The organism is candidate division WOR-3 bacterium (genome assembly GCA_039804165.1).
In the GTDB taxonomy this organism is placed as follows: Bacteria; Hydrothermota; UBA3072; order UBA3072; family UBA3072; genus JAFGHJ01.
Window position 1 is genome coordinate 1 of the sequence record JBDRZZ010000015.1, and the last position, 19,217, is coordinate 19,217.

General features: G+C 35.6%; 16 protein-coding genes and 1 rRNA gene. All 17 read right to left on the minus strand.

Features of this window, described 5'->3' with window-relative positions; translation table 11 throughout:
• Positions 1 to 231 (minus strand): hypothetical protein (locus ABIN61_06170; protein MEO0293789.1); only part of this gene is annotated, 231 nt, incomplete at its 3' end.
• Positions 232 to 290: 59 nt separating this feature from the next.
• A complete protein-coding gene (locus ABIN61_06175) occupies positions 291 to 1,208 on the minus strand; it encodes a hypothetical protein (protein ID MEO0293790.1) in 918 nt (305 codons plus the stop codon).
• 225 nt (positions 1,209 to 1,433) lie between these two features.
• The gene (locus ABIN61_06180; GenBank protein ID MEO0293791.1) at positions 1,434 to 1,859 is read right to left on the minus strand and encodes a T9SS type A sorting domain-containing protein; all 426 of its coding nucleotides are present in this window, start codon (positions 1,857 to 1,859) and stop codon (positions 1,434 to 1,436) included.
• Positions 1,860 to 1,946: 87 nt separating this feature from the next.
• Positions 1,947 to 2,735 (minus strand): nitrilase-related carbon-nitrogen hydrolase, encoded by a 789-nt coding sequence (locus ABIN61_06185; GenBank protein MEO0293792.1) that lies wholly within the window; start codon positions 2,733 to 2,735, stop codon positions 1,947 to 1,949.
• A 42-nt stretch (positions 2,736 to 2,777) separates the two neighbouring features.
• Positions 2,778 to 3,041, minus strand: a complete 264-nt coding sequence (locus tag ABIN61_06190; protein ID MEO0293793.1) for a late competence development ComFB family protein — start codon at positions 3,039 to 3,041, stop codon at positions 2,778 to 2,780.
• A gap of 78 nt (positions 3,042 to 3,119) precedes the next feature.
• A 16S ribosomal RNA gene (locus ABIN61_06195) occupies positions 3,120 to 4,680 on the minus strand.
• A gap of 116 nt (positions 4,681 to 4,796) precedes the next feature.
• Positions 4,797 to 5,615, minus strand: a complete 819-nt coding sequence (locus ABIN61_06200; GenBank protein MEO0293794.1) for a hypothetical protein — start codon at positions 5,613 to 5,615, stop codon at positions 4,797 to 4,799.
• Entirely contained in the window at positions 5,612 to 7,441 is a 1,830-nt protein-coding gene (glmS, locus tag ABIN61_06205; GenBank protein ID MEO0293795.1) for a glutamine--fructose-6-phosphate transaminase (isomerizing), read from the minus strand. Before glmS ends, ABIN61_06200 begins: the two co-directional genes overlap by 4 nt.
• A complete protein-coding gene (gene glmM / locus ABIN61_06210) occupies positions 7,426 to 8,778 on the minus strand; it encodes a phosphoglucosamine mutase (protein ID MEO0293796.1) in 1,353 nt (450 codons plus the stop codon). The genes glmS and glmM overlap by 16 nt, the downstream gene beginning before the upstream one ends.
• Positions 8,750 to 9,838: a GTPase HflX gene (gene hflX / locus ABIN61_06215; GenBank protein ID MEO0293797.1), complete on the minus strand. Its 1,089-nt coding sequence runs from the start codon at positions 9,836 to 9,838 to the stop codon at positions 8,750 to 8,752. Before hflX ends, glmM begins: the two co-directional genes overlap by 29 nt.
• 60 nt (positions 9,839 to 9,898) lie before the next feature.
• Positions 9,899 to 11,422 (minus strand): proline--tRNA ligase, encoded by a 1,524-nt coding sequence (gene proS / locus ABIN61_06220; protein ID MEO0293798.1) that lies wholly within the window; start codon positions 11,420 to 11,422, stop codon positions 9,899 to 9,901.
• A 9-nt stretch (positions 11,423 to 11,431) separates the two neighbouring features.
• Entirely contained in the window at positions 11,432 to 12,358 is a 927-nt protein-coding gene (locus ABIN61_06225; GenBank protein ID MEO0293799.1) for an NAD-dependent epimerase/dehydratase family protein, read from the minus strand.
• The gene (prfB, locus tag ABIN61_06230) at positions 12,348 to 13,400 is read right to left on the minus strand and encodes a peptide chain release factor 2 (protein ID MEO0293800.1); all 1,053 of its coding nucleotides are present in this window, start codon (positions 13,398 to 13,400) and stop codon (positions 12,348 to 12,350) included. The genes ABIN61_06225 and prfB overlap by 11 nt, the downstream gene beginning before the upstream one ends.
• 11 nt (positions 13,401 to 13,411) lie before the next feature.
• On the minus strand, positions 13,412 to 14,596 hold the full coding sequence (locus tag ABIN61_06235; GenBank protein ID MEO0293801.1) for a hypothetical protein: 1,185 nt from the start codon (positions 14,594 to 14,596) through the stop codon (positions 13,412 to 13,414).
• A complete protein-coding gene (locus tag ABIN61_06240; protein MEO0293802.1) occupies positions 14,583 to 15,530 on the minus strand; it encodes a MoxR family ATPase in 948 nt (315 codons plus the stop codon). The genes ABIN61_06235 and ABIN61_06240 overlap by 14 nt, the downstream gene beginning before the upstream one ends.
• On the minus strand, positions 15,530 to 16,546 hold the full coding sequence (locus ABIN61_06245; protein MEO0293803.1) for a DUF4837 family protein: 1,017 nt from the start codon (positions 16,544 to 16,546) through the stop codon (positions 15,530 to 15,532). Before ABIN61_06245 ends, ABIN61_06240 begins: the two co-directional genes overlap by 1 nt.
• Entirely contained in the window at positions 16,491 to 19,217 is a 2,727-nt protein-coding gene (locus ABIN61_06250) for a DUF2723 domain-containing protein (protein ID MEO0293804.1), read from the minus strand. Before ABIN61_06250 ends, ABIN61_06245 begins: the two co-directional genes overlap by 56 nt.

Genomic DNA, 19,217 nt, shown 5'->3' on the forward strand with positions numbered 1-19,217 from the left:
AAGGAAATGGTCATAGGTGCCTCCATCAGGTATCGAATCTAAATTAAGAGAATCTGTTCTATTATCACCAAATATATAGGTGCCAGCTCCCCATGTTCCCGAATGTGCCCCAAGACCATGAACAAATAATATCGGATATGGCTTGTATGGTTCAGCTTTCGCAATTATCGGAAAAACAAGGAATATCAGTATGATAGTTGATTTCTTAATCATACTTATAGCTCTACTCATTACATAACCTCCTTAAATTTAAAATATTCGATATCTAATCTTAAATTCTCCATATATACTTATGGCCTCAAATACCATTTACCCGTCCCATCACGGTTAATTACAAACCAATTGCCATCGTAACAAATAAACCTCTGTCGATCAGGTGACCAAAAAATACCCGCACCACTACTAAAATCAGTTATAGTATCCGTTTCTTCGGATATAATATCTATAATTATAGGCCCGGATGTGCTAATAACGATAAGACTATCGCTCGAACCCCAATCTGGGAACCCAGTCATTGGATATTCTGAAATGATCCTATCATTTATTAAGTTAACAATTTTTACTCCCCAACCCCCATACGCAATCAGCGTATCATCCGGACTCCACGCAGGATATTTTGCATCAGGATCCGCAATAATCTGGTGGTCATTACTACCATCCCTATCCATTATCCATATCCCCTCTCCAGGCTTCTCATAAACTATCTTTGAAGCATCAGGCGAAAAATCAGGATTCTGTCCTATAACACCTGTATTATTAAAATTAGTTCCATCTCTTCTTATCGTACATATTCTATGCACACTCTCATCCTCTGTCCTTAAATCAAAGGTAACCCAGTCCCCAACAGAAGATGTTGAATTTATCGCTATTGAAATTGCGTGACGCTCGCTCCTGAAAACTTCTGCTATCTCTTTATATCCCGTGCCATCACTATTTACTTCACAAAGAGTTAAAACCTCATAACTCCCTTCAACATTATCCATTGTCCCAAAAAGTGAATGGCTAATCTTAACATAATTGTAGTCTTTTATAAAAACTATCTTACCATCCGATGTCCAGTTCGGAGCTTTTGCTTTCGTGTACTCGGTAACTTCTATACTACAACCAGTAAACATCCACAAAACAATTACCAAACTAATCCCTACCCATATCCTCCTACTAAAGATTTGAAATTTTAAATTAGAAATTTTAAATCTTAAATTTTTCATTTTTCTCTCTCCTATTTTTGTTTTTGCCTTTTCCCCTCAATTTTCATTTTAAAATTTTCACTTTATTTACAATTTTCGTTTTTTGTTTCAAATTTGCATTTTGCAATTTTCATTTTTCAATTTCCAATTAGCTATCCCCTATACCCTATCAACTATACCCTCTTATCTATACCCTTCAATCTATACCCTCACTATCCCCTATACCCTCATAACTATACCCTTTCTTCATCTCACCAACACAACCTTCTCGCTTTCCTTATTCCCCTTAACACCAATAAAATATATCCCTGATGAAATTCCTTCTCCACCAAATTCTAAAGATGTCTCAGGTTTTACATCTGGATATTCCTTTATTACTCTCCCTAAAACATCCCGAATAACTAAAGTTGCCAGTTTATTTCCCTTGTAAGTAAAATTTATTGAATTGGCCGCTATATGTGAAGGGAGAATAATATTACTCACTGGATGTTCTTTTTCTTTCGGTTCCTCAATCCCTAAAGGCTGTGGATTTAGGAGAGCCTGAACATATTTCGAGGAACCACCAAAAAGGTAAATCCCATCACAACTATCACCTAACTCCTCTACCCCAACTCCAGTATATATCTCACATCTCAAAAATAAGGTAATACGAATGCCAAAAATTACTCCCATAATTATGCCACCTACCCATAAGATAAATCCTCTCAACCATTATTTAATTCAATTCAAAAAATAATCCCCTATACTGGTTAAGGAGACTTAATCTTTATAGTAAAACTCAGGCCTTCTATCTTCAAATATATTATTTAATTCCGTAATGTTTTTATTTCTGGCTAAAATAGGATTAATATTAACCCCAAATAAACCCTCTTCTTTATCACTTATTTCTAATAATACCTTTCCAGAAGGATCAACCACTTTGCTTCCCCCAATAAAAACATTTTCTTGCCCAAATCTCTCTTCCCTGCCAATTCTATTTGCAAGAACTATAAAAACTCTATTTTCTATTGCTCTTGTTAAGATAGCAGTTTGATAATAAGGCAAAACTAAATTTGCAGAATGAAGAACAATATCAGCTCCTTTAAGGGCAAGAGTTCGTATAGATTCAGGAAAAATCCAATCAAAACAGATAAGTAACCCAACTCTAATATCTCCTATAGAAAAAACAGGGAAACCTTTATTTCCGGGAGTAAAAATATTTTTTTCTTTATAGAAAAGATGTATTTTTCTGTAAACTCCTATAACACCATTTTTATCTAAAAGAACACTTGAATTATAAAGAGATTTACCCTCTTTTTCGAGAAAACCACTCGCTATTATAATATCATTTTCTTCTGCGATTTTTATTAACTCCTGAGTAAAATTACCTCCAATTTCCTCACTCAAAGAATAAGCTTCTTCATAATCTTTAAAAGTATAACCAGTAAGAGCAAGTTCTGGCAAGGTAAGGAGATTTATAGAAGAATTTTTAAGCTTCGTCTTTATAAAATTAAGATTTTCTTTGGGTTCCCCGAACTTTGGAGAAAATTGAAGAAAACCGACTTTCATAAAAATTCTGAAAATAACTCAAAATGCTTTACTAAAAGAATTCTATTTTCTCGGATTCTTTTTGACTTTTTCTATTGCTTCCAAAACAATAGCAGTAACTTTTGATCGAAAAGAAGAGCTATCCATCCTTGTTTTTATAACTGCATGTCCAATATCACTTGTAGTATAATAAGGTTCACATTTACTTAAAGCAAAAGCTATCACATCTTCTTTGTAAGGTTCAATATCTGAATACTCAGGATAATCTTTAATTATTCTTTCTAAAACTTCTTCTACTAATTTCTCAGTATAATTTTTTCTTTCCATCTTAAGAAATAAAAATTTGATAATTGAATAGTTGTCAGGGATCTTTAACACCTTTAATCGGAGATTTTGACTCCGTAGAAAGGAGGTGATCCAGCAGCGCCTTCCGGCACGGCTACCTTGTTACGACTTCGCCCCAGTCATCGGCCTTACCTTCGACGTTGCCCTTTGGGAGTCAACGTCTTCGAGTATTGCCGACTTCCATGGCGTGACGGGCGGTGTGTACAAGACCCGGGAACGTATTCACCGCGGCATGCTGATCCGCGATTACTAGCGATTCCATCTTCATGCAGGCGAATTGCAGCCTACAATCCGAACTGTGGCCGCTTTTCTGGGATTGGCTCCCCCTCGCGGGTTCGCGACCCTCTGTAGCGGCCATTGTAGGACGTGTGTCGCCCTGGACATAAGGGCCATGATGACTTGACGTCATCCCCACCTTCCTCCCCGTTATCCGGGGCAGTCCCTCTCGAGTGCCCAGCGTTATTTTAACCTGATGGCAACAAGAGGCAGGGGTTGCGCTCGTTACGGGACTTAACCCAACACCTCACAGCACGAGCTGACGACAGCCATGCAGCACCTGTGTGGGCTCCGGGCTGGTTACCGGTCGTCACCCTTTCGGGCTTCTACTTCCCACATGTCAAGCCCAGGTAAGGTTCTTCGCGTTGCCTCGAATTGAACCACATCCTCCACCGCTTGTGCGGGTCCCCGTCAATTCCTTTGAGTTTCATCCTTGCGAACGTACTCCCCAGGCGGGGCACTTAACGCGTTAGCTTCGACGCGGACCAAAAAGCCCACGTCAAGTGCCCATCGTTTACGGCTAGGACTACCAGGGTATCTAATCCTGTTTGCTCCCCTAGCTTTCGGGCTCTCAGCGTCAGTCTTAACCCAGAGAGCTGCCTTCGCCTTCGGTATTCCTTCTGATATCTACGCATTCCACCGCTACACCAGAAGTTCCACTCTCCTCTGTTAGACTCAAGATAGCCAGTATTGAAGGGCCTCCATCCGTTGAGCAGATGGCTTTTACCTCCAACTTAACTATCCGCCTACGCCCGCTTTACGCCCAGTGATTCCGGACAACGCTCGCCACTCCCGTTTTACCGCGGCTGCTGGCACGGAATTAGCCGTGGCTTCCTATTAAGAGTACCGTCACCCTGAATGTTTATTAGACATTCAAGGCATCTTCCTCTTCGACAGGGGTTTACAACCCGAAGGCCTTCAATCCCCCACGTGGTGTCGCTGGATCAGGCTTTCGCCCATTGTCCAATTTTCTAGCCTGCTGCCTCCCGTAGGAGCCTGGGCCGTGTCTCAGTCCCAGCGTGGCCGGTCACCCTCTCAAGCCGGCTACCTATCATAGTCTTGGTGAGCCATTACCTCACCAACTAACTAATAGGACGCGAGCCCCTCATCAAGCGGTACCCATAAAGAGGGCACCTTTAACCATCGGACTTGTGTCCTCAGGCATCATTGGGAATTACCCTTGATTTCTCAAGGCTATGCCCAACTTGACGGCAGGTTACTCACGTGTTACTCACCAGTCCGCCGCTAAACTTCAATGATATAAACCACTGAAGTTCCGCACGACTTGCATGGCTTAGACACACCACCAGCGTTAGTCCTGAGCCAGGATCAAACCCTTCGTGAATAAAAATCTTATAAGGAACCCTGACAACTATTCAATTATCAATGAGCTATTCATAAAATAATAGATTTTTTGCTTTTGTCAAGACCCTAATTTTAAAAAGCCTTTATTTCAATATACTATATTAAGGAAATTGAAGCTAAAGTACTTAATCCTAAGGGTTCGGAAAATACGCTTCCTATACAAAATCTTATCTTTCCACATTTTATATCCCCAGCAAAGGAAAAACCGGAAAGAATATAAGAATTTACTTCTTCAAATCTTTTCTTTTCTCCATTATATCCAATAATTAAGCTAAAATCCTTATTAAAATTATAAGAAATGGAAGAGCACAAGGTAAAAATAGAACTATACTCAAAAGAAAAATCCATCTCTCCAAACTTTAAAATCCCTCCAAATCTATATTCTCTTAGGAATCTCTCTCTTTCTACTAAAAATGGGTTAATCTCTCTCCCAAGATTTTTTACACAAAAAGAAAAAATAACTTCTTCTTTAAAAGAATAAATAAGCCCCAGATCCATAGCCAATCCAAAGCTATTATATTCATCCACATAAGTATATGGAAATAAAACTCTCATTCCAAGATTGGCTCTTTTTATTCTAATTTTACCCCCTAAAAAAGGAGAGATAAACTGATAATTAAAAATCCCTATTGAATCTCCATCTTCTTCTCTTTTTATCATTTTTCCTGAGTTCATTAATTGGATTCCTAATCCTAAAGAAAAAGACTCTCTATCCCATAATTTACCCAAAGAACCTAAAATAAGTCCTGAACAATTAAAAGCCGAAACAACATAAGCTTCTCCCTTCATTCCTGCGGGATTCCAAAAAAGATTTTCCGGAGCTTCTTTTGCAGAGAAGGAAGTGCCATAAGATAAAACTTTGCCATTATAAGGTAGGTTCAAATTGCTAAAAGCCAAAAATAAAAGAACATTCATTCTACAGTAACAGATTTTGCCAAATTCCTTGGCCTATCAACATCTCTTCCATTTAAAACGGCTATATAATAAGCAAATAGCTGAAGAGGAACAGCTACAAGAATAGGTGAAAGGCCCTCTTCACAAGGAGGGATATAAACAACTTCTTCTCCCAAATCTTTTATTACCTTATCTCCTTCTGTCCCTATTATAATAATTCTCGCTTTTCTTGACCTCAGCTCTTCAATATTATTCAACATTTTATCATAAACTGAAGATTTAGGAGCTATTGCAACAACAGGGCTTCCCTCTGTAATCAAGGCAATTGGTCCATGCTTCATCTCTCCTGCAGGATAACCAGTGGCATGAATATAAGAAATCTCTTTCAATTTTAAAGCTCCCTCTAAGGCAGAAGGATAATTAATTCCTCTACCAATAAACATAAAATCCCTGGCGTCTCTGAATTTTTCTGCAATTTCTTTTATCTTATCTTTATTTTTAAGGATTTTCCTTATCTTCTTAGGAAGCTCCTTAACCTCCTCCAATTTTTTAGCTATTTCAGAGTCAGTAAGAGTCCATTTCAACTTTGAAAGATACAACGAGAGAAAATATAACTGCAAAAGTTGAGCTGTATAAGCTTTTGTAGAGGCAACTCCTATTTCTGGCCCTGCATTCAAATAAATAGTGCTATCAGATTCTCTTGCAATGGTGCTTCCATATACATTAACAATTGACAAAATTCTCAAAAATTTTGCTTTTGCTTCTCTAAGGCCCGCGAGAGTATCTGCTGTTTCTCCAGACTGACTTATAGCAATAACAAGAGGCTCTCCATCCATTATTGGATTTCTATATCTAAACTCCGAAGAAATATCAATCTCAGTTCTAATCCTGGCAAGTTCCTCAAACAAATATTTACCAACATAACCAGCATGCCAGGAAGTCCCACAAGCTTGAATTATTATGTTTGATAAATTTACAAGATCTTTCGGGAGAAACCTGAAACTTTCTCCAAAACAAATTTCATTATTTCCTTTAATCCTACAATCTATATTTCTCTTAATCACATCTGGCTGTTCATGAATTTCTTTCAACATATAATGTGGAAATTCCCCTTTCTCAAGGCTCTCAGCCTTCCACATTATTTTTCTCTTCTCCTTTACAATTTTTTCTCCTTTCTTATTATAAAAATCTACCTCATCTTTTCTAACCACAGCCAATTCTCCATCTTCTAAGACTATGATATTTCTCGTATGGTCAAGAAGAGCTGGAATATCAGAAGCAACTAAATTCTCTTTTTTACCTAAACCTACTATCATTGGAGCTCCAGATCTATAAACCACTATTTTATCTGGTTCTCTAACTGAGATTACAGCTATTGCATATGAGCCTTCAAGAAAAGAAACTGTCTTCAAAACACTATCTTTTAAATTTCCTTCATAATTTTCCTCTATTAAATGAGCAATTACCTCTGTATCTGTATTAGAATTAAAAAAATGCCTTCTCTTTATAAGTTCCTCTCTAAGATAGTAATAATTTTCAATAATTCCATTATGAACAACAGCTATTGAACTTTTACAATCCACTTGAGGATGTGCATTTTTTTCGGAAGGCTCTCCATGAGTGGCCCATCTCGTATGCCCAATTCCAAGATTCCCGGTAAGTGGCTTCTCAGAAAGAATCTCTTGAAGGTTCATCAACCTTCCTTTTATTTTTCTTATTTCCAAATCTCCATTTGAAATAGAGGCTACTCCTGAAGAATCATAACCTCTATATTCAAGCCTCCAAAGCCCAGCCATTAAAACAGAATTGATATCTTTATCTCCTATATAACCTATAATCCCACACATTTTATATTCCCTTTTTCTTTAACAAGTTCTACAATTTCTTTGGCTTTATTTATTGTTGTAGCTTCAGCTATTATACGCAAAACCGGTTCTGTTCCACTTCTTCTAATATGAACCCAATAATTATCTTCTCCAAATCTAATGCCATCGGTTAAATCAAGATTCTTCTCCTTAGTTCTTTCTTTTATTCTCTCAAGCACTCTTCTTGCATCCGCTTCACTCTCCATCTTTATTGCTTCCTTTACCATCTCATATCTCGGGAGTTCTTCAAAAATGGATGAGATTGGTCTTTCTTCCTCAAAAAGATATCTTAGAATAAGACCCATAGCTACCATCCCATCCCTGGCATAATGAACTTTCGGATCAATCACTCCTCCATTTCCTTCTCCACCTATTATAGCTTTTTTTTCTTTCATTACTTTAATTACATTAGCCTCTCCCACAGGAGAACGATAGAAAGGGACCCCTGCCCTTGCTGCAACATCCTCTACACTTTTTGTGGTAGACAAATTTACCACAACAGGTCCTTTATTTTTACTCAAAATAGCCTTAACCGCAAGTGTTATTGTATATTCTTCAGATATAGGCTTTCCGTTTTCTAAAACAATTAAAATCCTATCTCCATCAGGATCGGTTGCAAATCCAATATCCGCACCAATTTCTTTAACCTTATTTGCCAGTTCTTTTACATTCTCTTTTCTTGGTTCAGGATTCCTTAAAAAAATCCCATTCCCATCACAGAAAAGAGGATAAACTTCCACCCCTAAGAAATTTAAAAAATCTTGGAAAGCAAAAGAAGCTCCTCCATTCACACAATCCAACACTACTTTAAATTTCCTTTTCTTCATCAAATTAGAGTCCATTCTTAAAGCTCTTACAACACCCTCAATATGTCTTTCTACTGCTAATTTATCAATATCTAATTCGCCATAATTCTCTCCAATTTCCCATAGAATTTCTTCCCCTTCCATTCCAAAAAACTTATTGGCTTCTTCTTCATTTAAAAATTCTCCAGAAGAACTTACAAGTTTTAAAGCATTCCAGGAAGAGGGGTTATGCGAGGCGGTAACAATAATACCTCCAGAGGCTTTTAACTTTTTCACATTATAAAGTAAAGTGGGGGTAGGAACCAAATCTAAATCAATTACATCCACTCCTACCCCTAACAAACCAGAAATCACAGCATTTTTAAAGGCCAATCCTGACTTCCTTGAATCTCTACCTACGACTATCTTATTCCCCATAAATTCTCCAAATTTTGCAGCAAAGTTTAAAACAACAAGAGGGTTAAACTCCTTGTCTACAATGCCTCTAATTCCTGATATGCTTTTTATAATCATCTATTCTCTCCATTAATTCCCTAAGACCTTCTTTTTCTTTCGCAGAAATAAAAAGAGCCTCTGGAAATTCTTTCTGGATCACAGAAAGTATTGCAGGATCCACTACCAAATCTATTTTATTAAATACTAAAATATTGTTTGAATCATCAATTCCTAAAAATTCCATTACTTTCTTAGTCTCTTCAAGCTCCTCTTTGAGCTTATCTGAAGAAGCATCTACCACAATAAGTCTAAGATCAGCTATTTTGGCTTCTTCAAGTGTAGACTTAAAAGCCGCCATAATTTCTGAAGGAATACCTTTAATAAAACCAACAGTATCAACTAAAAGAAATTTATCTCCATCTGGGTAACTAACACTTCTTGTTAACGGATCAAGAGTAACAAAAGGTTGATCCCCCACCGGAGCAAAGCTCTTTGTTATAGCATTAAAGAGAGTTGTCTTACCCGCATTTGTATACCCTAATAAAGCTACTGTAAAAATTTCTCTTCTATTGTTTCTCTGCACGTTTCTCATTTTTTCAATTTTCTTCAATTCTTTTTCCAAATGGTCTATCCTCTTATATATCTTTCTCCTATCAACCTCTAATTTTTTCTCTCCAGGGCCTCTTGTTCCTATCCCACCTCCAAGTCTTGAAAGCTCTACTCCACGACCAGTTAATCTACTTAGACGAAATTTTAGTTGAGCAAGTTCCACTTCTATTTTAGCTGTCTTGGTCCTCGCATGTTGGGCAAAAATATCCAAAATTATATCCTGTCTATCAAGAACCTTCTTATCTGTTAACTCTTCAAGATTTGAAATCTGAGCCGGCGTGAGAGGTTCATTAAAAACGAGGACATCAACATCTATTTCTTTAAGGAATAAAGCTTTCCCCTTCCCTATATAAGTAGCAGGGTCAGGTTTTTCTCTAACCTGAATAATCTTTTCTAAAGGAATTGCTCCTGCTGCTTTTGTAAGAGCTTCCAATTCTCTCAATTCTTCAATCTTTGCTTTTTTTTCTTTGCTTTTCCTAACCAAACTTATTATTAAGGCTTTTTCTCTCTCTTCTTTTACCTCAAACATCTACTAAAAAATTAAATTTTTAATAAATTAACCTCTATAAGTTAAAAATCAAGATCATTTTTAATAAGCTTTTGCAGCTATAACTCTCTGCTTTGTAAGTTTTCCGGTAAAAATACATTTCCCCTCTTCCTCATTTTTCTCTTCTTCAAGAGGTATACAGCGAATCGAAACCCCAAGATCTTCTTTTATTTTACTCTCAATAGCTTCCTCTCCGGAAAAATAAATTAAGGCGAATCCCCCATGGATTTCCGGTCTTTCTGGATTACGAGGAGTAAAGAATTTATAAAATTCTTCCTCAGATTCTATTATCTTAGTATTTTCCTGAAGAAGCTTCAAGGCTCTTTCGTAAAGAACTTGTTGAATTTCCTCTAACAAATTCACCACATTTTTAGCAAATTCTTCTTTCTTCTGGGAAAAACTTTCGTATGGAGATTTATCTCTTCTTCCAAAACTCACCAACTCACCATCCACCTCTCTTATTCCTAATTCAAGACGAATTGGGACACCCTTTTTTACCCATTTCCATTTCTTACTCCCTCCAGAATCTTCACTTTTATCAACCTCAATCCTAAGCTTCTCATTATTATAAATAAGTCCTGAAAGTTCTGCTTTTATTCTATCACAATATTCAAAAATTCTATCTTTGAATTTACTTTTAGAAATTACGGGTAATATTATTATATGCAAAGGGGAAACTTTTGGAGGTAAAACCAACCCATCATCATCTCCGTGAACCATAATTAGACCTCCAATTAGTCTTGTAGACATTCCCCAAGAGGTTGTAAAAGCATATTTAAGTTTTTTATCTTTATCTAAAAATCTTATATTAGAAGCCTTAGCAAAATTTTGCCCAAGGAAATGAGAAGTCCCAGCTTGTAGAGCCTTTCTATCCTGCATCATAGCTTCAAGAGTGTATGTAATATCGGCTCCAGGGAACTTCTCACTCTCAGTCTTACGTCCTTTAATAACTGGTATAGCCATAAATTTTTCCATAAAATCCGAATAAACATTTAACATTCTTAGAGTTTCTTCCATTGCTTCTTCCTTTGTTGCGTGAACCGTATGACCTTCTTGCCATAAAAATTCAGTGGTTCTCAAAAACATCCTTGTTCTCATTTCCCACCTAACAATATTTGCCCATTGATTAATGAGTAGAGGAAGGTCTCTATAAGACTGAACCCATTTTGAAAACATTGCACCAATAATTGTTTCTGAAGTTGGACGAACAACCAAAGGTTCTTCTAGCTTAGAATCAGGAACCAACTTTCCATCTTTTGTCTTTTTTAACCGATGATGAGTAACAACAGCACATTCTTTAGCAAAACCTTCTATATGTTCTGCTTCCTTTTCAAGAAAGCTTATTGGAATGAATAGAGGAAAATAAGCATTTTGATGACCTGTCTCTTTGAACCTCCTATCAAGTTCAGCTTTTATATTCTCCCATATAGAAAAACCCCAAGGCTTAATCACCATACAACCTCTAACAGGCGAATTCTCGGCAAGATCAGCCGCTTTTATCACTTCCTGATACCAATCAGGATAATTTTCCTCTCGAGTTGGAGAAATAGCGTTTACTCTTTTCATAAACACTCCTTATTTCAGATTTAATAAAAACCAATCAAACGTCTTTTTAAGTCCCTTAGAGAGGTTAACTTTTGCCTCCCATTTTAATTCATTCTTTGCTTTCTCAGAATTCAAATAAATTTCCTGAATTTCTCCCTTACGCGCTGGAGCAAGTTTAGGCTCTACATCTTTCCCTGAAATTTCCTTCAATATTGAAAAAAGTTCTAAAACAGTCGTTGGCTTACCCGTCCCAATGTTATATATTTCCCCATCTCCTTTATCCATAGAAAGAATATTCGCTTCCACAACATCCCAAACATAAATATAATCTCGCACCATAGAACCATATCCATATAAAACAGGGTTCTCCCCTTTTATTAATTGATTGCAAAATATAGCCACCACTCCTGCCTCACCATAAGGATCCTGTCTTGGTCCATAAACATTTCCATATCGTAACGATGTAAAAGCCAAACCTTTCCACATATAATAAATCCTAAGATAATGCTCGCAGGTTAATTTAGCAACTCCATAAGGAGAAAGAGGCTTAGGTGTTAATTGCTCGGAGGCATATTTTGCATCTCCATAAATAGCTCCCCCAGTAGAAGCAAAGATAAACTTTCTCACCTTTGCTACGATTGAGGCTTCTAACAAATTGAGAGTACCTCTAATATTTATAAATTCATCCCACATTGGATCCCTTAAAGATTTCCTCACATCTATTTGAGCAGCAAGGTGAAAAATGAAAGAGGGAGAATATTTTTTTATTAACGAATCAATATCAAGATCACAAATATCTTTCTTAACAAATTCTGCCTCTTTATTTAAGTTTTTCTCTGAACCTGACAGGAGATTATCTATAACAAGAACCTTAAATCCCATTGAAATTAACCTATCCACAAGGTGAGAGCCAATAAAACCAGCTCCTCCGGTGACCACCACTCTGTTATCTCGCATTCTTATTTGCCTCCGATCGTAAATAAGCTCTTATAAAAATATCTATTTCACCATCAAGGACTTTTCTTGCGTCTCCTACCTCAACCCCGGTTCTATGATCCTTTACCTTCTGATAAGGATGAAGAATATAGGACCTTATCTGATGTCCCCATTCAATATCTTCTTTACTCTTTTCAATATTTTGTTTTTCTTTTTCCAATTCCTCCTTTTTCAACTGATAAAGCTTAGCCTTCAAAATTCTCTCTGCGATCAATCTATTCTGCATTTGAGAACGTTCACTTTGACAGGTAACAACAATATTCGTTGGCTTGTGTATTAAACGAACAGCTGTATTAGACTTATTCACGTGTTGGCCTCCAGGACCAGAAGACTTAAAAGTCTCAAGTTCTATATCCTCACTTCTTATCTCAATATTAATATCCTCTTCAACAAGAGGATATACAAAAACTGCTGCAAAAGAAGTATGTCTTCTCGCTCCTGCGTCAAAAGGAGAAATACGAACAAGCCGATGAACTCCTCTCTCAGCCTTCAAATATCCATAAGCATAATTACCAAAAACCTCGAGAGTTACATCTTTTAACCCAGCTTCTTCTCCTTTCTGATAATCTACAATTTTATATTTATAACCTTTACTCTCAATCCATCTTGTATACATCCTTAAAAGCATTGAAGCCCAATCACAAGACTCTGTTCCACCTGCACCAGGATGAATTGTCAAAACAGCGTCTTTTTTATCATTCTCTCCAGAAAGAACAATTCTTAATTCAAAATCCTCTAATTTTTCTTTAATTTTCTTGCTTTCCTCTTCAATTAACTCATTTTCTTCTCCCAATTGTTTAAGCTCCCAAAGATAATCAATATCTTCTTTATAAGCTTTCCACTCTTTTACTAAATCTTCTATTTCCTGAATTTGCCTCATAGTCTTCTTTGCTTCTTCCACATCATCCCAGAATTTTTCCTCTCGGGTCTTTCTCTCTAATTGAATTAACAATTCTTCCTTCTTATCAATTTCAAATATACCTCCCAAGTTTATTAACCCAATCTTTCAATTCATTAATCGGCATCTTTTCCTCCCAAATATTTTTTCACAAATTCAATTTCGCCCTTTTTATCATATATCTTACCCAACCATCTTCCCTCTATTATCAACTCCATCAATTTCCCAATTTCAGGACCTTCTTTTATTCCTAAATTCTTAATCTCATCACCTGTTAACTCGGGTTTAAGTTTATCTCTGTTATCAAAGAAATTTTCAATCACAATAGATGTTTCAGGATATTTTGCAAATAAATACAAAAGAGAATAATCCTTAAGTTGAAATAATCTATGAACAACTTTCACATTTCCAAGAACTTTTTTGTTTATTTCTCTTAAATAACCAATTTGCTGAATGAAGCTCCTATCAAAAGGTCTCCTTTTGATTGACCTTCCCTCAAGAAGGGCAATGATTAAAGCATCAACCGGAGAAATATTAAATTGAACGGCCCCTAAATCAATTCTCTCCAAAAAACTATCTCCGGGATAAGAAAGATCTAAAACTTTTAAAACACCATATTTTTTTAAATAATTAAGATTTTCCGATCCACTTTCAAGAGACAATCTTATCTCCTTCCATAAACGTTCTGGTGTTAATTCCCTTACAAATTTTAAATCCCTTTTTAACAATTTCTTTGTTTCTTCTTCTATTTCAAAAGAAAGCTTAACAGAAAATCTTAAAGCTCTAAAGATCCTCGTGGGATCTTCTCTAAAGCTATTCTCGTGTAAGACTCGCAAAAGATGCTTCTGACAATCAGAAAAACCATTAAAAGGATCTATAAGATTTCCAAACCCATCAGGATTTAAATCCACAGCCATTGCATTAACAGTAAAGTCCCTCCTTTCAAGATCAACAATTAAATCTTTCGTTTTTCTGACTTTTGGAAGAGCAACTTTATTCTTAGGGTATCGCTCACTCCTCGCAGAAACAAAGTCAATCTTGGAAGTAGAGTCTAATTCAACAGTAGCATTTGGAAAAAGAGGACGATGAATTAACTTTCCTCCTATTTTCTCGCTAAAAACTTTAGCAAGTTTAACAGCATTACCTATACATACAATATCAACATCTTGGAAAGCCCTTCCAAGAAGGATATCTCGCACTGGCCCACCTACAAGATAAACTGAATACCGTAAACTCTTTGCAAGTTTTCCTATCTCTTTAAAAACTTTTCCTAATTCATCAGAAAAATTAATCTGTTTCATTTAAAATCGCCTCTGTTATGTCTTCAGATTTTATCCCCTCTCCTTCTCCAAGAAAGTTAACAATAATACGATGATCAAAAACAGAGTGAACTAAACTTCTAACATCTTCTAAAGAAGGAGTGGGTCTTCCATAGATAAAAGCTCTCGCTTTAGCTCCTGCTAATAAATATTGCCCTCCCCTTGGACTCACGCCCCATTCTACATATTTTTTCACAAGTTCAATCTTAGTGGTATGGGGACGCGAATTCCTAAGGAGAGCTGAAACAAAATCTACAACCTTCTTACTCAAAGGTATGGATCTAATTTCCTCCTGTAATTTAAGCAATTCTTCTTTAGTAGTTACAGATTCAATATCAGAAGAAAAGCTTCTTGGTGGGCTTGCAATTATTTTCTTTTCCTCTTCTTCCTTAGGATAATCTATTTTTAAAGAAAACATAAAACGATCAAGTTGAGCTTCAGGAAGAGGGTAAGTCCCTTCCTGCTCAATTGGATTTTGGGTGGCAATAACAAAAAATGGAGATTCAATTGGATATTCCTCTCTCCCATAAGTAACTTTTTTCTCTTGCATAGCCTCCAGCAAGGCAGATTGAGTTCTCGGAGGAGTTCTATTTACTTCATCTGCAAGAACAAAATTGGCAAAAATAGGACCCTTTACGAACTTGAAAAACCTCTCTCCTTTTTTATTTTCCTCTATAATTTCTGTCCCGGTGATATCTGTAGGCATAAGATCTGGAGTAAATTGAATCCGAGAAAACTTAAGTCCAAGAACCTTTGCTAAGGAACTTGCTAAAAGTGTCTTAGCAAGCCCAGGAACACCTACAATTATACAATGCCCTTCCGAAAGAATACACAATAAAAGAAGCTCAATAATTTCATCCTGCCCTACTATTGCCTTATGGACTTTCTCAATAATTTTGTCTTTAAAGTTATCCATTATTCTGCCTCTTGAAATGTATTCAGTATTATATCCACTTCTTCCAAAAAAGGCCATTTTTTCTTGCCTGGAGCAAAAACATGCCCATCAAGAAAATACCATTTCCCAGATCTCTCAAATATATAACTAACAAAAGGACCTCCCATAGGGCCTCCTTCAATCTTCTCATTCTTCCAAACCCCTTTAATTCTAATCGCCTTCTTGTTCTTAAAATTAAAAGTATCTAAAGCGGTTAATCTAACTAATCTTTTTTCTCCTCTTTCAGTTGTGACATAAAAACTATCCATAACAATTTCATCCCCTTTAAAATACCTCAAAAAAAGACTATCACGAAATCTAATTGGATTCTTTATGGGACTACTTTGGCATAAAAGAGTAACTAACCTATCAGGATCCCTTCTTATATAAGTCATAAAATTATTTTCAGCTCTAGCTAATCTATACCCTAAAGGAATTTCAAAAGAAGCTCCTAAGAAAGAATTCATTTTCTCTGTTTCTCTCCTTTGATACCCATTCATATAAACTACCCCTTTGAATCTATTTGTCTCTTCCTCTCTTAAAATTTCATATATTTTCTTTGCAGCATTTTCAACAAGTTTTTGTGTCTTATCCTGAGTGGCTCCTGCAATTACTATTACTGTTTGAAGTCTTACCCATAAATCTTGCCCTAAAAAAATTTGAGGTTCTTTTTCATTTTTTTCGCTTGCTTCCTCCTTTAATACTTCTCTAATATAAGAACTTCCCAAAGTTCCCACCAAAATCAGATTACGCCAGAATTTGTAACGTTCAAATTCAGCCCAACTTGCTTTTTTTACATTGTAAACCTCCTCAGCAGTGGGATAATACTCAACTTTTTCTAATACATTAATTAAAGAATCCAAAACAAACTCTGGAGAAGAAATAACAACAATCTGGTCCCGAGCCCCTATTGAGTGGGGTAGAACGTTTCTTTTGCAACCACTATTTACTAAGACCACCAGTAAGAGAATTAAGCAAGTTTTCTGCTTTTTTATCATATTTATTTACCTCCAACCAGTTTTTTAACAAATAAATTGAAGTTTCTTTGTCTCTCTTTAAATTGTAGTAATATGCAAAAACCGAATAAAAAAATTCAGGATACAAAACTAACTCCTTCACCAACAATTCCATTTTCTGGGTAGCATTTATTTCCTTGTATAATTCAAAAAGCCCTATATACCCATTTGCCTTCTCTTTCTCATCCACAACTCTTATTACTTCCTCAAATATTTTTTCTATTTTTTCCTCCAATTTGTTTCTTTGCTCTTGGTTTAGATTCTCAGAAATTACCAATTTGTCAAGTAAAACAATCCCTTTGAAAAAAGATACAACAGGGAAATAATCTCTTCTTTTTAATATCTCTTCAATAAATACCAATAAACTATCAGGCTCCCTCAGAAGGAAATATTCTCCCCTCAATTCATTTAATACAATAGATAATAAAACGCTATCTTTTGCCAAAATTATAGATGTCTTTAGTAAATTTGCAGAATTTCTCAATTTTTGTTTTTCCTCTTCTTCTAAATTTCTTCTATATTCTCTGATATTCAAAAGCTTATGGTCTGGCAAAACTTCTCTCCTCAATTCTGCTCCAAAATTATAAAGGACATAAACATAATTATGGAAAACACTCTCATCTGCCTCTCCAACATAAACATTTGGATTTTTCGCTGCTTCAAAACGCAGTTTATTTTTAAACAAATCAATAAAATAAGGAATATTCATATTTTTTTCTCTCTTCCCAACCAATTTAAAAGCGAAACCTTCTAACAGAAGATGGCCTTCTAACCATTTTGTTTCCGAAAAAGCAACGGTAACCGAGTAATAAATATTTATAGATGGATTAAAATCTTCCTTTATATATCTTTTAACAAAAGAGTCTACTGGAAGTGTAAGAGCCTCGTAGGTAGGCTTAATCCCTTGAGAAGAAAGAATAATGTTACGAATAACGATTTCTTTACGAAAAATCAATTTATTATCTTTTGTAGGAAGATAACCAACATTATCTATGACCCAATCTTCAAATTCTAAATTAGTCTTTCCAGATTTTCTTTCTCTCAAATAAGTTGCCTCAATCCCAGTTCCCCTAAAAGGCGAATCAAAATCCATTGGGATCCCATCTAATTTCATCTGTTTTATATAGGATTCACCATTCATAAGAGGTAAACAAGCCACTCTAACTCCTTTTTTTCTTTTAGCATCAAATTTTCTATAGCCTTTAACTTCCTGAAGAAACCAAAGAGGAAAAGTGTCATTATCTCCATTAGTAAAAAGAATGGAATTCTCTTCTGGGCAGGAAAGAAGATTGTAAGCATATTCATCAGCAATCCAATTTCCTCTCCTATTTACATGACTTTTTATATTTGAAACAAAAGGGATAAAGCCAAAGATGAAACTTAAGCCAACCACATAATACCTAAAATTTTTCTTTTTAAAGAATCTTTCATAAAGGTAGTAAAAAGAAATAAAAACATAAAACATAAATAAGAAAAAACCAGCCCCCCAAAAATAGTCCCTTTCTCTTGGCTCTCTGGGTTGATGAGTTGGATTTGGATCCGAAGGAGAAAACTCATGATTTAAATAAACAACCAACCCAGCAGTTAAAAGAATATAAAGAATAAATAATAACCAAAAACTCTTTTTATCAAATTTAAAATGTAAAATAATACCCCAAAGACCCATTAAAACATATAAAGAGGTTCCAATTATAGAAACATACTGAAGTAAATGACCTACGTTTTCTCTTGGATAAGGGAAAAACTGCCAAGAAAAATATTTAAAAAACACCTTGAATTGTTCAAATAAAGCAGGGAAGAAAGAAAGTCCTGTTGCAAGAGAAGTGTGCCTTGGATATAAATTCATCTTTCCATATTGTTCTCTTCTTATCACCGACCATAATTTAGCGAAAGTTTTTGGCGCATTTTCATTTATAGGAGGATTGGCTCGAGCACGAATCATCAAGTAGAAATAAGTAGAGACACCTATTAAAATGAGGAAAATAGTCCAAATAATAATTTTAGGATTTTTCAGAACCTTCCAGTTTGAAAGTATAATAAATAAAAATACACCTGGCAAAAGAAGCAAAGGCATCATATGAATTCCGAAAGATAAAGCCAAAAGATATAATAAAATTAGTAGCAAATTATCATTGCCTTTTTCTCCAATATTTTTCTCCCAGCTTAAAATAATCCATAAGCCTAAAACTAAGCAAAAAAGTGAAGGTGCATAAACTTCTGCCTCAACAGCGCTATCCCAAACACTAAAACAAAAACCAGCTCCTATAGAGGAAAAAATCGCTATTAAATGAACAAAAGAGGATATTTCTTTCCCTTTATTTTCTTTGAATCTCTTTAAAACCTTAATAATTACAAGATAAAGAAACCCTCCTGCACAAGCAGTTGAAAGAGCAGAAATTATATTTATTCTTTTTGCAACTTCTTTAAAAGGCAGAATTATATCAAATATTCTACCGATTAATACATAAAAAGGCGTTCCTGGAGGATGTGGCACTCCTAAGATATGAGCACAAGCAATAAATTCTCCACAGTCCCAAAAAGAAACGGTTGGAGCAATTGTATATAAATAAACTGAAAATAGAATAAAAAAAACAATAAAAAAACCTAAAATACCATTCTTAAATTTCTCAAAAAGAAATTCACCTATTTTCAC

Bases quoted from the DNA above. Each gene is read 5' to 3' on its own strand.
- ABIN61_06175 (MEO0293790.1), bottom strand. From the start codon at position 1,208: ATGAAAAATTTAAGATTTAAAATTTCTAATTTAAAATTTCAAATCTTT.
- ABIN61_06180 (MEO0293791.1), bottom strand. From the start codon at position 1,859: ATGGGAGTAATTTTTGGCATTCGTATTACCTTATTTTTGAGATGTGAG.
- ABIN61_06185 (MEO0293792.1), bottom strand. From the start codon at position 2,735: ATGAAAGTCGGTTTTCTTCAATTTTCTCCAAAGTTCGGGGAACCCAAA.
- ABIN61_06190 (MEO0293793.1), bottom strand. From the start codon at position 3,041: ATGGAAAGAAAAAATTATACTGAGAAATTAGTAGAAGAAGTTTTAGAA.
- ABIN61_06200 (MEO0293794.1), bottom strand. From the start codon at position 5,615: ATGAATGTTCTTTTATTTTTGGCTTTTAGCAATTTGAACCTACCTTAT.
- glmS (MEO0293795.1), bottom strand. From the start codon at position 7,441: ATGTGTGGGATTATAGGTTATATAGGAGATAAAGATATCAATTCTGTT.
- glmM (MEO0293796.1), bottom strand. From the start codon at position 8,778: ATGATTATAAAAAGCATATCAGGAATTAGAGGCATTGTAGACAAGGAG.
- hflX (MEO0293797.1), bottom strand. From the start codon at position 9,838: ATGTTTGAGGTAAAAGAAGAGAGAGAAAAAGCCTTAATAATAAGTTTG.
- proS (MEO0293798.1), bottom strand. From the start codon at position 11,422: ATGAAAAGAGTAAACGCTATTTCTCCAACTCGAGAGGAAAATTATCCT.
- ABIN61_06225 (MEO0293799.1), bottom strand. From the start codon at position 12,358: ATGCGAGATAACAGAGTGGTGGTCACCGGAGGAGCTGGTTTTATTGGC.
- ABIN61_06235 (MEO0293801.1), bottom strand. From the start codon at position 14,596: ATGAAACAGATTAATTTTTCTGATGAATTAGGAAAAGTTTTTAAAGAG.
- ABIN61_06240 (MEO0293802.1), bottom strand. From the start codon at position 15,530: ATGGATAACTTTAAAGACAAAATTATTGAGAAAGTCCATAAGGCAATA.
- ABIN61_06245 (MEO0293803.1), bottom strand. From the start codon at position 16,546: ATGATAAAAAAGCAGAAAACTTGCTTAATTCTCTTACTGGTGGTCTTA.